At 72.2% G+C, this 14,639-nt stretch carries 11 protein-coding genes and 3 pseudogenes; 13 read left to right on the top strand and 1 reads right to left on the bottom strand.

What is annotated here, in order from left to right; translation table 11 throughout:
• Positions 1 to 98: 98 nt before the first annotated feature.
• The 6 genes and pseudogenes from E6W39_RS15060 (at position 99) to ftsH (ending at position 8,492) form a co-directional block, all read left to right on the top strand.
• Positions 99 to 1,438, top strand: a pseudogene (locus E6W39_RS15060) (ammonium transporter).
• On the top strand, positions 1,438 to 1,776 hold the full coding sequence (locus E6W39_RS15055; protein WP_101382362.1) for a P-II family nitrogen regulator: 339 nt from the start codon (positions 1,438 to 1,440) through the stop codon (positions 1,774 to 1,776). Before E6W39_RS15060 ends, E6W39_RS15055 begins: the two are co-directional and overlap by 1 nt.
• A gap of 82 nt (positions 1,777 to 1,858) precedes the next feature.
• Entirely contained in the window at positions 1,859 to 4,255 is a 2,397-nt protein-coding gene (locus E6W39_RS15050; RefSeq protein ID WP_141633969.1) for a [protein-PII] uridylyltransferase, read from the top strand.
• Positions 4,256 to 4,343: 88 nt separating this feature from the next.
• Entirely contained in the window at positions 4,344 to 5,903 is a 1,560-nt protein-coding gene (gene ffh, locus E6W39_RS15045; RefSeq protein ID WP_141633968.1) for a signal recognition particle protein, read from the top strand.
• Positions 5,904 to 5,970: 67 nt separating this feature from the next.
• Positions 5,971 to 6,507 carry a GNAT family N-acetyltransferase gene (locus E6W39_RS15040; protein ID WP_141633967.1) on the top strand — a complete coding sequence of 179 codons (537 nt, stop codon included), beginning with the start codon at positions 5,971 to 5,973 and terminating at the stop codon, positions 6,505 to 6,507.
• 56 nt (positions 6,508 to 6,563) lie between these two features.
• Positions 6,564 to 8,492 (top strand): annotated as a pseudogene (ftsH, locus tag E6W39_RS15035) (ATP-dependent zinc metalloprotease FtsH).
• Positions 8,493 to 8,505: 13 nt separating this feature from the next.
• On the opposite strand, the gene E6W39_RS15030 reads toward ftsH, so the two are convergent.
• Complete coding sequence (locus E6W39_RS15030; protein WP_141633966.1) at positions 8,506 to 9,276, bottom strand: class I SAM-dependent methyltransferase; 771 nt, start codon at positions 9,274 to 9,276, stop codon at positions 8,506 to 8,508.
• A 183-nt stretch (positions 9,277 to 9,459) separates the two neighbouring features.
• Between E6W39_RS15030 and proS the strand changes: the two are divergent.
• The 7 genes and pseudogenes from proS (at position 9,460) to rplS (ending at position 14,635) form a co-directional block, all read left to right on the top strand.
• Positions 9,460 to 10,871 (top strand): annotated as a pseudogene (gene proS, locus E6W39_RS15025) (proline--tRNA ligase).
• A 311-nt stretch (positions 10,872 to 11,182) separates the two neighbouring features.
• Entirely contained in the window at positions 11,183 to 11,770 is a 588-nt protein-coding gene (locus tag E6W39_RS15020; RefSeq protein WP_101382368.1) for a hypothetical protein, read from the top strand.
• A gap of 208 nt (positions 11,771 to 11,978) precedes the next feature.
• A complete protein-coding gene (rpsP, locus tag E6W39_RS15015; RefSeq protein ID WP_101382369.1) occupies positions 11,979 to 12,404 on the top strand; it encodes a 30S ribosomal protein S16 in 426 nt (141 codons plus the stop codon).
• 2 nt (positions 12,405 to 12,406) lie between these two features.
• A complete protein-coding gene (locus tag E6W39_RS15010) occupies positions 12,407 to 12,646 on the top strand; it encodes an RNA-binding protein (RefSeq protein WP_101382370.1) in 240 nt (79 codons plus the stop codon).
• Positions 12,647 to 12,744: 98 nt separating this feature from the next.
• Entirely contained in the window at positions 12,745 to 13,293 is a 549-nt protein-coding gene (gene rimM, locus E6W39_RS15005) for a ribosome maturation factor RimM (RefSeq protein ID WP_141633965.1), read from the top strand.
• A gap of 20 nt (positions 13,294 to 13,313) precedes the next feature.
• Positions 13,314 to 14,132, top strand: a complete 819-nt coding sequence (trmD, locus tag E6W39_RS15000; RefSeq protein WP_141637752.1) for a tRNA (guanosine(37)-N1)-methyltransferase TrmD — start codon at positions 13,314 to 13,316, stop codon at positions 14,130 to 14,132.
• Positions 14,133 to 14,284: 152 nt separating this feature from the next.
• Positions 14,285 to 14,635, top strand: coding sequence for a 50S ribosomal protein L19 (rplS, locus tag E6W39_RS14995; protein WP_141633964.1), 351 nt, complete (start codon positions 14,285 to 14,287; stop codon positions 14,633 to 14,635).
• Positions 14,636 to 14,639: the final 4 nt, after the last annotated feature.

Raw genomic sequence — 14,639 nt, 5'->3', positions numbered from 1 at the left:
AACCCGTCTTCGGCACTCTCCTCTTCATCGCCGACACCCCGGGATCACATGGGACGGAATCCCTCGGGTGGCACGGCCATCACCACGAGGAGACGCCGATGCCGGACGGCTTCAGCGGCGGCGATACCGCCTTCGTACTCATCAGTGCGGCCCTGGTCATGTTGATGACCCCCGGCTGGCCTTCTTCTACGGCGGCATGGTCCGGGTCAAGAGCACGCTGAACATGCTGGTCATGAGCTTCATCGCGCTGGGGATCGTCAGCGTGCTGTGGGTGCTCTACGGCTACACGCTCAGCTTCGGCACCGACGCCTTCCACGGCCTGATCGGCAACCTGGACCACCTGGGGATGCGCGGCATCGGGATGAACGAGCTGAACGGCTCGATCCCGGTCACCGTGTTCGCCGCCTTCCAGCTGATGTTCGCGGTGATCACGCCGGCGCTGATCAGCGGCGCGATCGCGGACCGCGCCAAGTTCGGCGCCTGGGCGCTGTTCATCGCGGTCTGGGTCACCATCGTCTACTTCCCGGTCGCGCACTGGGTGTTCTTCTTCGACAACGGGCACGGCGGCTGGCTGGGTGACCGGCAGGGCGTGATCGACTTCGCCGGCGGCACCGCGGTGCACATCAACGCCGGTGTCGCGGGCCTGGCGCTGTGCCTGGTGCTCGGCAAGCGGGTCGGCTTCAAGAAGGACCCGATGCGCCCGCACAGCCTGCCGCTGGTGATGCTCGGCTCCGGGCTGCTCTGGTTCGGCTGGTTCGGCTTCAACGCCGGCTCGGCGCTGGCCGCCAACGGCGTGGCCGGCATGGCCTTCATGAACACCCAGATCGCCACCGCCGCCGCGATGCTCGGCTGGCTGGCCTACGAGAAGCTCAGGCACGGCGCCTTCACCTCGCTCGGCGCGGCCTCCGGCGCGGTGGCCGGCCTGGTCGCCATCACCCCGGCCTGCGGCTCGGTCTCGATGCTCGGCGCGCTGGCCATCGGCCTGATCGCGGGAGCCGTCTGCGCCGCCGCGATCAGCCTCAAGTACCGCCTGGGCTTCGACGATTCGCTCGACGTGGTGGGTGTGCACGCGGTCGGCGGGGCGATCGGCTCGCTGCTGATCGGCCTGTTCGCCACCGGGCACGTCGGCCAGAGTGCCAAGGGGCTGCTCTACGGCGGCGGCTTCGGTCAACTCGGCAAGCAGGCCATGGGCGTGGCCGTGGTCGCGGCCTACTCCTTCGTGCTCTCCTGGCTGATCGGCCAGGCGATCCAGAAGACCATCGGCTTCCGGGTCTCGGAGGACGTCGAGGTGGCCGGCATCGACCAGGCCGAACACGCCGAATCCGCCTACGACTTCAGCTCGGTCGGCGCCGCGCTGGCCCGCACCGTCGGCTCCCCGGTCGCCGCCGGCGCCGGGCCCAAGTCCAAGAGCACCGAGAAGACCGAGGTCGACGCCTGATGAAGCTGATCACCGCCATCGTCAAGCCGCACCGGCTCGAGTCGGTGAAGGACGCGCTGCAGTCCTTCGGCGTGCACGGACTGACCGTCACCGAGGCCAGCGGCTACGGCCGGCAGCGCGGCCACACCGAGGTCTACCGGGGCGCCGAGTATACCGTCGACCTGGTCCCGAAGGTGCGGATAGAGGTCGTGGTCGAGGACGCCGACGCCGACGACGTGATCGACGTGCTGGTGACGGCGGCCCGCACCGGCAAGATCGGCGACGGCAAGGTCTGGAGCGTGCCGGTGGAGACCCTGGTCCGGGTCCGGACCGGCGAACGCGGCCCCGACGCCCTGTAACCGACCGTTCCCCCAAGCTCCTTGAGCGGACCCGCGACCAACTCGCGGGTCCGCTGACGGCGTTCACCACCCGGGAGGCCCAGTGACGACCACCGACCCCGCCGACCCCGCCGCCCACCAGCGGGCCAGGTCCGCCCTGCTGGCCGACCCGGAGCTGACCGGACAGGCCCGCCGCACCGCACTGGCCCGGCTCACCGACGACTGGCTGGCCGCGCTGTTCCAGCGGGCCGACCCGCCGCCCGGCACCGCACTGGTCGCGGTCGGCGGCTACGGCCGCGGCGAGCTCTCGCCGCGCAGCGACCTCGACCTGGTGCTGCTGCACGACGGGGCCGCGGTCGGCGAACTCGCCGAGCGGCTCTGGTACCCGGTCTGGGACAGCGGGGTGAAGCTCGACCACTCGGTGCGCAAGCTCGCCGAAGCCCGGTCGGTGGCCGCCGCCGACCTCAAGGCCCAACTCGGCCTGCTGGACGCCCGGCACCTGGCCGGCGAGGCCGACCTGACCGCGGCGCTGCGCTCGGCGGTGCTGGCCGACTGGCGGGCCACGGCGGCCAGACGGCTGCCCGAGCTGCGCGAGCTCGGCCTGGCCCGGGCCGAGCGGCACGGCGAGCTGTCGTTCCTGCTGGAGCCGGACCTCAAGGAGGCCCGAGGCGGCCTGCGGGACGTGGTGGAGCTGGACGCCATCGCCGCCTCCTGGCTGGCCGACGCACCCCGCGAGGGACTGGCCGCCGCCCGGCAGCGGCTCAGCGACGTGCGCGACGCGCTGCACCTGGCCACCGGGCGGGCCACCGAGCGGCTCGCGCTCCAGGACCAGGACCAAGTGGCGGCCGAACTCGGGGTGTTGGACGCCGACACGCTGCTGCGCGAGGTCTACCGGGCGGCTCGGACCATCGCCTACGCGGGCGAGGTGACCTGGTGGTCCGTGGACCGGTTGCTGGCCGGCCGCCGGTCGCGCGGCCGGCGCGCCCTGCTGCGCCCGTTCGGCGGCGGCGCCCGGGTCGCGGCGGGGCGCGAGCCGCTGGCCGAGGGCGTGGTGGCGCAGGACGGCGAGGCCGTGCTGGCCCAGGCCGCCCGCCCGGCCGACGATCCGGTGCTGCCGCTGCGGGCCGCCGCCGCGGCCGCGCAGAACGGGCTGCCCATCTCGCACGCCACGGTGCGCCGGCTGGCCGCCGAGTGCCGGGCGCTGCCGGTGCCGTGGCCCACCGAGGCCCGGGAGCAGCTGGTCACCCTGCTCGGCGCGGGGCGGGCCGGCCTGCCGGTCTGGGAGGCGCTGGACGCGGAGGGACTGATCGACCGGCTGCTGCCGGACTGGGAACGGGTGCGCTGCCGGCCGCAGCGCAACGCGGTGCACACCTGGACGGTGGACCGCCACCTGGTCGAGACGGCGGTGCGGGCGGCCGCGCTGACCCGCCGGGTGGCCCGGCCCGACCTGCTGCTGGTGGCGGCGCTGCTGCACGACATCGGCAAGGGCTGGCCGGGCGACCACTCGGAGGCGGGCGAGGTGATCATCCGCGACCTGGCGGTGCGGATGGGCTTCGACCACGACGACACCGAGACCCTGGCGCTGCTGGTCCGCCACCACCTGACCCTGGTGGAGACCGCCACCCGGCGCGATCCGGACGACCCGGCGACCGTGGAGCTGATCGCCAAGACGGTCGGCACCGCGACCCACCTGGAGCTGCTGCACGCCCTCACCGAGGCGGACGCGCTGGCCACCGGCCCGGCCGCGTGGAGCGCCTGGCGGGCCTCGCTGGTGTCCGGGCTGGTGCACCGGGTGGCCGCGGTGCTGGCCGGCGCGGAACCCGCTCGACCCGCCGCGGCCGTCTGCGTGGCCGAGGAGCGGTTGGCGGTGGAGGCGGCCCGCACCGGGGAGCCGGCGCTGCTGCTGCGCGCCGAGCACGATCCGCTGGCGGGCGAGCCGATGGGGGTGGAGCTGGCGCTGGCGGTGCCGGACCGACCGGGGCTGCTCGGCACCGTCTCCGGGGTGCTGGCGCTGAACCGGCTGACGGTCCGCTCGCTGAACCTGTGCGAGCTGGACCCGATCGGCGCCGGCCCGGTGCTGCTGCTCTCCTGGCGGGTGGCGGCCGAGTTCGGCGAGCTGCCGGCGGTGGACCGGCTCCGCTCCGATCTGCGCCGGGCGCTGGACGGCTCGCTGGACACCGGCCGCCGGCTGGCCGAGCGGGACGCAGCCGCACCGCGCCGGCGCGGCATCACCCCGCCGCCGCCGGTGGTCACCGTGGCGCCCGGCGGCGCGTCGGCCACCGCGACGGTGCTGGAGGTGCGGGCGCACGACGCCCCGGGGCTGCTGCACCGGATCGGCCGGGCGCTGGACGCGGCCGGCGCCCGGGTGCGCACCGCCCATGTCAGCACCCTGGGCGCGGACGCGGTGGACGCCTTCTACCTGACCGACGCGGCCGGCCGGCCGCTGGCGCCGGACGCCGCCGGGGCCCTCGCCGAACAGGTGCAGCAGGCCTTGCGCTGACCGGGTTGGGGCCCTTTGCTGGCGGGCCGGATACCCTGGTGGGCGACGACCGTACTCACACCGATGCCGCAAGGGACCCGCGACCGACGTGTTCGACACTCTTTCCGACCGCCTCGCAGCGACGTTCAAGAACCTGAGGGGCAAGGGCCGCCTCAGCGAGGCGGACATCGACGCCACCGCCCGGGAGATCCGGATCGCGCTGCTGGAGGCGGATGTCGCGCTGCCGGTGGTGCGGGCCTTCATCAAGCAGGTCAAGGAGCGCGCGCTCGGCTCCGAGGTGTCTGGCGCGCTCAACCCGGCCCAGCAGATCATCAAGATCGTCAACGAGGAGCTCATCAACATCCTCGGTGGCGAGACCCGCCGACTCCGGTTCGCCAAGACCGGCCCCACCGTGATCATGCTGGCCGGTCTGCAGGGTGCAGGTAAGACCACCCTGGCCGGCAAGCTCGGCCACTGGCTGAAGAAGCAGAAGCACACCCCGCTGCTGGTCGCCTGCGACCTGCAGCGCCCCAACGCCGTCAACCAGCTGAACATCGTGGCCGAGCGCGCCGGGGTGGCCTTCTACGGCCCCGAGCCGGGCAACGGCGTGGGCGACCCGGTCAAGGTGGCCCGCGACTCGATCGAGTACGCGAAGCAGAAGCAGCACGACATCGTCATCGTCGACACCGCGGGCCGCCTCGGCATCGACGCCGAGCTGATGCAGCAGGCCGCCGACATCCGGGCCGCGATCAACCCGGACGAAGTCCTCTTCGTGGTCGACGCGATGATCGGCCAGGACGCGGTCACCACCGCGCAGGCCTTCCTCGAGGGCGTCGACTTCACCGGCGTGGTGCTCTCCAAGCTGGACGGCGACGCCCGTGGTGGTGCCGCGCTCTCGGTGGCGCACGTCACCGGCCGCCAGATCATGTTCGCCTCCAACGGCGAGAAGGTCGACGACTTCGACGCGTTCCACCCGGACCGGATGGCCTCCCGGATCCTCGGCATGGGCGACATGCTGTCGCTGATCGAGAAGGCCGAGCAGACCTTCTCGCAGGCCGAGGCCGAGAAGATGGCCGCCAAGCTGCGCGGCGGCCCGAAGGCCTTCACCCTGGACGACTTCCTGTCCCAGCTGGAGCAGGTCCAGAAGATGGGCTCGATCTCCAAGCTGCTCGGCATGCTCCCGGGCATGGGCCAGATCCGCGACCAGATCAACAACATCGACGACAAGGACGTCAACCGGGTCGGCGCGATCATCAAGTCGATGACCCCGCTCGAGCGGACCGAGCCGGAGCTGATCAACGGCTCCCGCCGGGCCCGGATCGCCAAGGGCGCCGGTGTCGGCGTAGGCGAGGTCAAGAACCTGGTGGAGCGGTTCTTCGACGCCCGCAAGATGATGTCCGCGATGGCCTCCGGCAAGGGCGTGCCCGGCATGCCGGGGATCCCGGGCATGGGCGGCGGCGGCAAGAAGTCCGGCAAGAAGCCCGCGCAGGCCAAGGGCAAGCGCAAGTCCGGCAACCCGCTGAAGCGCGCCCAGCAGGAGCAGGAGGCCGCAGCCCGCAAGGCGCTGGGCCCCGGCGCCGGCGCGGAGCCGGGCGGTGCCTTCGGACTGGGCGCGGGCCAGGGCCCGGCCGACTTCGAACTGCCCAAGGAGATCAAGGACCTGCTCTAGGTCCACCGGTCGTACCGATGGCCCGTCAGCTCGCTGGCGGGCCATCGGCATGCTCCATGATGTTCGGATGAGCCGAGTGACCATCCGCCCGCCCAGGGCCTCCGATGTCAAGCAGTATGCCGAGACGGTGCGCCGGTCGGCCGCCCACATCGGGCAGTGGAACCCGGTGGAGCCGGACGGCCTGCCGGACCTGCTGCAGCGTCAGGGCCCGGGGCTGCGCACCTATCTGATCATCGACAGGGCGGACGGCGGCTTCGTCGGCAAGTGCAACGTCTCCAACATCGTGATGGGACGTTTCTGCAACGCCGCGCTCGGCTACGACAGTTACCTGCCCTATGCGGGCACCGGCCGGATGACCGAGGGGATGCGGCTGGTGGTGGACCGCTGCTTCGCCGACCAGCTGGTCGGCGGGCTGGGGCTGCACCGGCTGGAGATCAGCGTGCAGCCGGAGAACGAGCGGTCGATCGCGTTGGCCCGCCGACTCGGCTTCCGGCACGAGGGCTTCACGCCGCGGATGCTCTTCCTGGACGGCGCCTGGCGCGACCACGAGCGGTTCGCGCTGACCGCGGAGGAATGGCGGCCGCTGGGGGCGCAGGAGGAGTAGCGACGGGGCGGCGTTGCTGATGGATCGTCAGCTTTTAGGACCGTAAGGTCCGATTTGTGACCGAACCCGCGCCGCCGCGCCAGAACCCGGACCAGCCCTGGCGGTCCGAGGGCGCCCCGCCCCGCCACCCACGCCGCCGCCGCGCCGCAAGATGCCGGGCGGCTGGATCGGGCTGGTCCTCACCGCGCTGGTGGTCTTCGTGATCAGCGACATCCTGCTGAGCCGGTTCAGCTCCGGCCAGAGCACCACGATCTCCTACACCGAGTTCATCAACCAGCTGAACCAGGGCCACGTCGCCAAGATCTACGCCAAGGGCGACGCGATCCAGGGCCACCTCAAGGCCGCCGAGCCCAAGCCCGACAACGGCAAGGGCACGTACACCGACTTCACCACCCAGCGGCCCTCGTTCGCCGCCGACAACCTGTGGAACACCCTGCAGGCACAGGGCGTCGAGGTGACCGCCCAGCCGGTGGTGCAGCAGCGCAGCTTCCTGGCCAACCTGCTGATCTCACTGGCTCCGATGCTGCTGCTGATCGCGGTCTGGGTGCTGCTGGCCCGGCGGATGGCCGGCGGACTCGCGGGCGGTCCGCTGGGCCGCAAGGCGCCGCCGCGGCCGGTCGGTCCCGAGGAGGGCCGGCGGACCACCTTCGCCGACGTGGCGGGCATCGACGAGGTCAAGGCCGAGCTGACCGAGGTGGTCGACTTCCTCAAGAACCCGCAGGCCTACCGCCGACTGGGCGCCAAGATGCCCGGCGGGGTGCTGCTGTCCGGGCCGCCCGGCACCGGCAAGACCCTGCTGGCCCGAGCCGTGGCGGGGGAGGCCGGGGTGCCGTTCTTCTCGGCCTCCGCCTCCGAGTTCATCGAGATGATCGTCGGGGTCGGCGCCAGCCGGGTCCGCGAACTCTTCAACGAGGCCCGCAAGGTGGCGCCGGCGATCATCTTCATCGACGAGATCGACACCATCGGCCGCAAACGCGGCGGCGCCAACGCCATGGGCGGGCACGACGAGCGCGAGCAGACGCTCAATCAGATCCTCACCGAGATGGACGGCTTCTCCGGCTCCGAGGGCGTGGTGGTGATCGCCGCCACCAACCGGGCCGACGTGCTGGACCCGGCGCTGCTGCGCCCCGGCCGGTTCGACCGGGTGGTCAACGTCAGCCCGCCGGACCGCGACGGACGCACCGCGATCCTGGCCATCCACGCCCGGGAGGTGCCCCTGGCCGAGGGCACCAACCTCGCCGAGGTGGCCAAGTCCACCCCCGGGATGACCGGCGCCGAGCTGGCCAACCTGGTCAACGAGGCGGCCCTGATGGCGGTGCGCCGCCGGCAGGCCGCGGTGGGCCAGCGCGACCTCTCGGACGCCCTGGAGAAGGTCCAACTGGGCGCCGTCCGCCCGCTGGTGATGCCGCAGGAGGAGCGCCGCCGCACCGCCTACCACGAGAGTGGCCACGCGCTGCTCGGCATGCTGCAGCCGGGGCCGACCCGGTCCGCAAGGTGACCATCGTGCCGCGCGGCCGGGCGCTGGGCGTCACCCTCTCCACCCCGGACGCGGACCGCTACTCGTACACCGAGGAGTACCTGCGCGGGCGGATCATCGGGGCGCTCGGCGGCATGGCGGCCGAGCAGGTGGTCTACGGGTGATCACCACCGGCGCGGAGAGCGACCTGCAGCAGGTCACCAACCTGGCCCGGGGGATGGCCGGACGGTGGGGGATGAGCGACCGGGTCGGCCGGCTCACCGCGATCCCCGACGACCCGCAGGGCGCCTACGGCCTGGCCGCCGCGCCCAGCACCCTGGACGCGGTGGACGAGGAGGCCCGCCGGATCGTCGCCGAGTGCTACCGGGATGCGGTGCGCAAGCTGGAGGAGCACCGCCTGCGGCTGGACGCGCTGGCCGAGGCGCTGCTGGAGGCCGAGACGCTGGACGAGGCGGAGGCCTACCGGGCCGCGGGCATCCCGCGCCCGGCGGACGACCCGAACGCGTGACGGCGGCCGCGGGTCAGTCGCGCGCCGCCAGCACGAAGCGCGCGCCCACCGGCAGCCAGACCGAGCCGTCCGACCGGGTGAACGAATGCAGCGCCTCGGCCAGCTCCTTGGCCGCCGGCAGCTCGCCGGCGAAGCCGACCGCCGCGTCGTACCAGCCGGTGGAGAGCAGCCCGCGCACCGCGCTGTCCAGGTCCGGATAGCCGAACGGGCAGTCGGTGTGGCCGCGGCCGATCAGGCGCAGACCGGCCGCCGCGGCCAGCGCCTCCGGATCGCCGACCGGGTCCAGCGGGTCCGGCACCCGGGCCCCGCCGGCCCGCCGCCGGGCCGGCGCCAGCACATCGGCCGCGCGCCCGGTGGCGACCGGGTCCAGACCGGCCAGCACCAGCACCCCGCCGGGCAGCACGAGGCGCAGCGCCTCGCGGACCGTGCGGCGCGGGTCGGACCCCAGCCGCAGCGGCTCGAACAGGGTGACCACGGCATGCGCCGTCCGGGTGGCACCGGGGTGCGCGGCCACCGGTAGCCGGCGGGCCCGGGCCAGCTCGCGCAGCGGCCCGTCCGGCTCCAGGCCGGCCACCTGGGCGCCGCGGGCGGCGGCCAGCAGCAGGGCCAGCCCGGAGCGGCAGCCGAGCCCCAGCAGGCTGGTGGCCGGGCCCACTCCCAGCCGCTCGTGCACCGCCTCGTAGAGCGGCACCAGGGTGCGCTCCTGGATCTCGGCCCAGTCTCGGGCCGACGAGCCGGATCGGGACCTGGACGGGTCCAGGGCGGTACCGTGCGCCACAGCCATCGGGCGGGCCTCCAAATCGGGTCGGTGTGCCGAAACTCCGCAGTCGTGCGCCCCGGCTCTAGCGAACCGCCGTGCGGCCGCCGCGTCCAGAGGAGCGCGCCGGGCTGTCGCTACTCCCGGTGGTGCGCCAGGGTGCGGATATCGATTCACGCTCCAAGCGCCCCACCCCGTACGATTCGGCGCATGGCTAAGGCTCCCGTTCTCACCCCCCAGGCGGACGACTTCCCGCGCTGGTACCAGGATCTGATCAACAAGGCCGAGCTGGCCGACAACGGTCCGGTGCGCGGCACCATGGTCATCCGACCGTACGGCTACGGCCTGTGGGAGCGGATGCAGCAGGAGCTGGACGGCCGGATCAAGAAGGCCGGCGCGCAGAACGCCTACTTCCCGATGTTCATCCCGCAGCACTACCTGACCAAGGAAGCCGAGCACGTCGAGGGCTTCGCCCCCGAGCTCGCGGTGGTCACCCACGGCGGCGGCAAGGACCTGGACGAGCCGGTCGTGGTCCGGCCGACCTCCGAGACGATCATCAACGAGTACTTCTCGAAGTGGGTGCAGAGCCACCGCGATCTGCCGCTGCTGATCAACCAGTGGGCCAACGTGGTCCGTTGGGAGCTGCGCCCGCGGGTCTTCCTGCGCACCACCGAGTTCCTCTGGCAGGAGGGGCACACCGCCCACGCCAGCTACGAGGACGCCCGCGACTACGCCTCGATGATCCACACCGATGTCTACGGCGACTTCATGACCAACGTCCTGGGCATCGACGTGGTGCTGGGCCGAAAGACCGTCAAGGAGCGGTTCGCGGGCGCCATCAACACCCTCACCCTGGAGGGCATGATGGGCGACGGCAAGGCGCTGCAGATGGGCACCAGCCACGAGCTGGGCCAGAACTTCGCCAAGGCGTTCAACACCACTTACCAGCTGCAGGGCGCCGAGCGCGAGTACGTCTGGCAGACCTCCTGGGGCGTCTCCACCCGCATGGTCGGCGGCCTGATCATGTCGCACGGCGACGACAACGGTCTGCGGGTGCCGCCGCGGCTGGCCGCCGTGCAGGCCGTGGTGCTGGCCATCAAGGGCGACGACGCGGTGATCGCCAAGGTCCGCGAGATCGGCGCCAAGCTGGAGGCCGCCGGCATCCGCACCGTGGTGGACGACCGCACCGACACCCCGTTCGGCCGCCGCGCGGTGGACTGGGAGCTCAAGGGCGTACCGCTGCGCATCGAGGTCGGCCCGCGCGACCTGGAGGCCGGCACCGCGATGCTGGCCCGCCGGATCCCCGGCGGCAAGGAGCCGGTGTCGATCGACGGCCTGGCCGCGCTGCTGCCCGGAATCCTGGAGGAGGACCAGGCGCTGCTGCTGCGTCAGTCCCGGGAGCGCCGGGAGGCCCGCACGGTCGACGTCAAGACCCTCGACGAGTGCGTCGAGGCCGCGGCCACCGGCTGGGCCGGATCTCCTGGGCCGACCTCGGCCCGGAGGGCGAGGCCAAGCTGGCCGAGCAGGGCGTGTCGGTTCGCTGCCTGGTTGCCGCCGACGGCTCGGTCCCGTCCTCTTACGACCAGGACGGCAATATCGCGATTGTCGCGCGCGCGTACTGAATAGGTGACGGTGTCCCGTCTACTGGCCAGTCAGCTCCCAGCGCGGCCGAACTAGCGGTACGGTGTACGGCCCGTGGCCCTGTCAAAAAGTACGGGGTCCGGGCCGTCCAGCGCGGCACGGCGTCTGCTGTGCCCTGGATTCGGCCGCCCCGGCGAATGATCGACGGGTGCAGAAAACGGAGGGGGTTGGTCTTGCGTCAGAATTCGAATACTCAGCACGGGTACTGTCACGCCCGGCTGGGAGTTTCCGGGGAATTGCCCGCAGGCTCCCAGGAATGGAACGTCGGAACCGATTCCCTCGTTGGTATAGCGTGAGCACGACACAGCCCCTCGTCCTCGCGGCCGAACTGGCCGCCGCCTGGAGCGACATCCAGGCCTATCACCGAGACCTGCCCGACCTCGCCTCGCCCGAGGCGCTGATCGGCGAGTCATCGTCGGCCTGCGGCACCACGCTCGGTTTCGAGCGGCTGCTGCACGAGGCCGCCCACGGTCTGGCCGCCGCCCGCGAGATCCGGGACACCTCCCGGGCCGGGCGCTACCACAACCGCCGATTCCTGTTGCTCGCCTCCGAGTTGGGCCTGGCCCACCCGGTGGAGCCGCACGCCAGCAGCGGCTTCTCCCAGGTGACCATGCTCGCCGAGACCCAGGAGCGCTACGCCGCCACCATCGAGCGGCTCGAGCGCGCCCTCGGCGCCCACCAGCAGGCCGTCGCCGGCTCCGCCGACGGCGGGGTGCTGCGCACCTTCCGCGGCCCGGCCGCGCGGCACGGCTCCTCGGGCGGCGGCGTCCGGGTCAAGGCCGTCTGCGGCTGCGGGCGCAACGTCCGGGTGGTGCCGTCGGTGCTGGCCCAGGCGTCGATCGTCTGCGGCGCCTGCCAGCAGCCCTTCAAGATCGCGTAAGCGCTCCATCGCGTAGGTCGCCCTCACCCCGGCCGGGCCCGGAGCCCCGGTCGGGGGAGGCGTGCGTGATGTGGCACAATCGATAGCTGATACCCGACAGCCGAGGACCCTCTCTCCTTCCGGCTGGCGTGTCACCGGAACGACCGGCCCCGCAGCCCCACGCGGCGCGCGGTCGCTCACCCACGTCAACTCCAGGAGAACCGCTCCAGTGGCAGTCAAGATCAAGCTCAAGCGTCTCGGCAAGATCCGCTCCCCGCACTACCGCATCGTCGTCGCCGACTCGCGCACCAAGCGCGACGGCCGTGCGATCGAGGAGATCGGCATCTACCAGCCGACCTACAACCCCTCGAAGATCCAGGTCGACGGCGACCGCGCCCAGTACTGGCTGTCCGTCGGCGCCCAGCCGACCGAGCCGGTGCTCGCCATCCTCAAGCTGACCGGCGACTGGCAGAAGTTCAAGGGCCTGCCGGCTCCGGAGCCGCTGAAGGTCGCCGAGCCGAAGACCGAGGACTTCTCGCACCTCTTCGCCAAGGCCGTCGCCGGCTTCGAGGACGCCACCACCGGTGTCGCCATCACCCCGAAGGCCAAGAAGTCGGACAAGGTCGAGGCTGACGCCGAGACCACCGAGGCCTGATCGTGATCGAGGACGCCCTGGACCACTTGGTGAAGGGCATCGTCGAGCACCCCGACGACGTGCAGGTGCGCTCGCGCAACCTGCGTCGCGGGAACACCATCGAGGTGCGGGTGCACCCCGATGACCTCGGCAAGGTGATCGGTCGCGGCGGTCGGACCGCCCGGGCGCTGCGCACCGTGGTGGGCGCGCTGGGCGGCCGCAATGTCCGCGTCGACCTGGTCGACGTGGACAACGTCCGCTGACGGTCACCACCGTTGCTCGGAACGGCCGGGACGCCTCGCGCGTCCCGGCCGTTCGCCGTTCTCAGCAAGATCCAGTAGCAAGATTCAGGAGTGGAACCGTGCAGCTCGTCGTCGGCCGGATCGGTCGCGCCCACGGCATCCGGGGGGACGTCTTCGTCGAGGTCCGCACCGACGAGCCGGAACTGCGGCTCGGCCCGGGTGCGGTACTGCTCACCGACCCCGCCGCCACCGGCCCGCTGACCGTGGAGTCCGGCAAGGTCCACAGCGGCAAGCTGCTGATCCGGTTCGCCGGGATCAAGGACCGCACCGCCGCCGAGGCCCTGCGCAACACCATGCTGATCGCGGAGGTCGACCCCGACGAGCGGCCGGAGGACGAGGACGAGTACTACGACCACCAGCTGATCGGCCTGGACGTGGTGCTGACCGACGGCACCCCGGTCGGTGAGCTCACCGAGGTGGTCCACCTGCCCTACCAGGACCTGCTGACCGTCAAGCGCCCGGACGGCAGCGAGGCGCTGGTGCCGTTCGTCAGCGAGCTGGTGCCCGAGATCGACCTCGAGAACCAGCGCTGCGTGATCGACCCGCCGCCCGGGCTGATCGACCTCGCCGAGGCCGAGCTCGACGGCGGCCCGGAGCAGGACCGATGACTGAGAGTCCCGGGCACGGCATGCGGATCGACGTCGTCACGATCTTCCCCGAGTACCTGGAGCCGCTGAACGTCTCGCTGGTCGGCAAGGCCCGGGCCCGCGGCCAGCTCGACGTGCACCTGCACGACCTGCGCTCCTGGACCCACGATGTGCACCGCACCGTGGACGACACCCCGTACGGCGGCGGCCCCGGCATGGTGATGAAGCCGGAGCCCTGGGGCGAGGCGCTGGACGCGGTGCTCGCGGCCGGCCCCGAGGGCGAGCTGCCCACCCTGGTGGTGCCCACGCCCAGCGGCGTGCCGTTCACCCAGGAGCTGGCCCAGGAGCTGGCCCAGCGGCCCTGGCTGGCGTTCGCCCCGGCCCGCTACGAGGGCATCGACCGCCGGGTGATCGATGAGGCCGCCACTCGGATGCCGGTGGTGGAGGCGTCGATCGGCGACTACGTGCTGGCCGGCGGCGAGGTCGCGGTGCTGGTGATGGTCGAGGCGATCGCCCGGCTGCTGCCCGGCGTGCTCGGCAACGCCGCCTCGCACCAGGACGACTCCTTCGCCCCCGGCGCGATGGCCGACCTGCTGGAGGGCCCGGTCTACACCAAGCCCGCCGAGTGGCGCGGCCGCGCGGTGCCGGAGGTGCTGCTCAGCGGCAACCACGGCAAGATCGCCCGGTGGCGCCGGGAGCAGGCCTTCGCCCGCACCATGGCCAACCGCCCCGACCTGGTGGCGCGCTGGCGGCAGGACGGATTCGACAAGAAGGAGCGCGAGGCGCTCAGCGTGCTCGGCCTGCGCTGGGACGAGGCGGCCGGTCGATTTCTCGGCGTGACCGAGGCTGTGGAAGAATAGGCCGCTGTTGTCTGTCGCCCGACCCCCGAGAGGGGGCCAGTGGACCGGCGTCCCCGCCACGGGGGATTCGCCGCCAGCCGAAGCGGCCCGCAACAGACCCCATTGTGACGAATTTCCGTGGGCGGCCCGTGGCGCCTGCGATGGAGAGCATCATGAGCAACAAGCTCGCTGCTGTCGACGCGGCCTCGCTGCGCACCGACATCCCGGCCTTCCGCGCCGGTGACACCCTGAAGGTCCACGTCCGGGTCATCGAGGGCAACCGCTCCCGTGTCCAGGTCTTCCAGGGCGTCGTGATCCGCCGCCACGGTGCGGGCATCGGTGAGACCTTCACCGTCCGCAAGGTGAGCTTCAACGTCGGCGTGGAGCGCACCTTCCCGGTGCACACCCCGGTCGTCGAGAAGATCGAGGTCGTCACCCGCGGTGACGTCCGTCGCGCCAAGCTGTACTACCTGCGTGACCTGCGCGGCAAGGCCGCGAAGATCAAGGAGAAGCGGGAGCGCTGAGTCG

Source organism: Kitasatospora acidiphila, from assembly GCF_006636205.1.
Lineage (GTDB): Bacteria > Actinomycetota > Actinomycetes > Streptomycetales > Streptomycetaceae > Kitasatospora > Kitasatospora acidiphila.
This window is presented reverse-complemented; position numbering and strand designations above follow the sequence as displayed.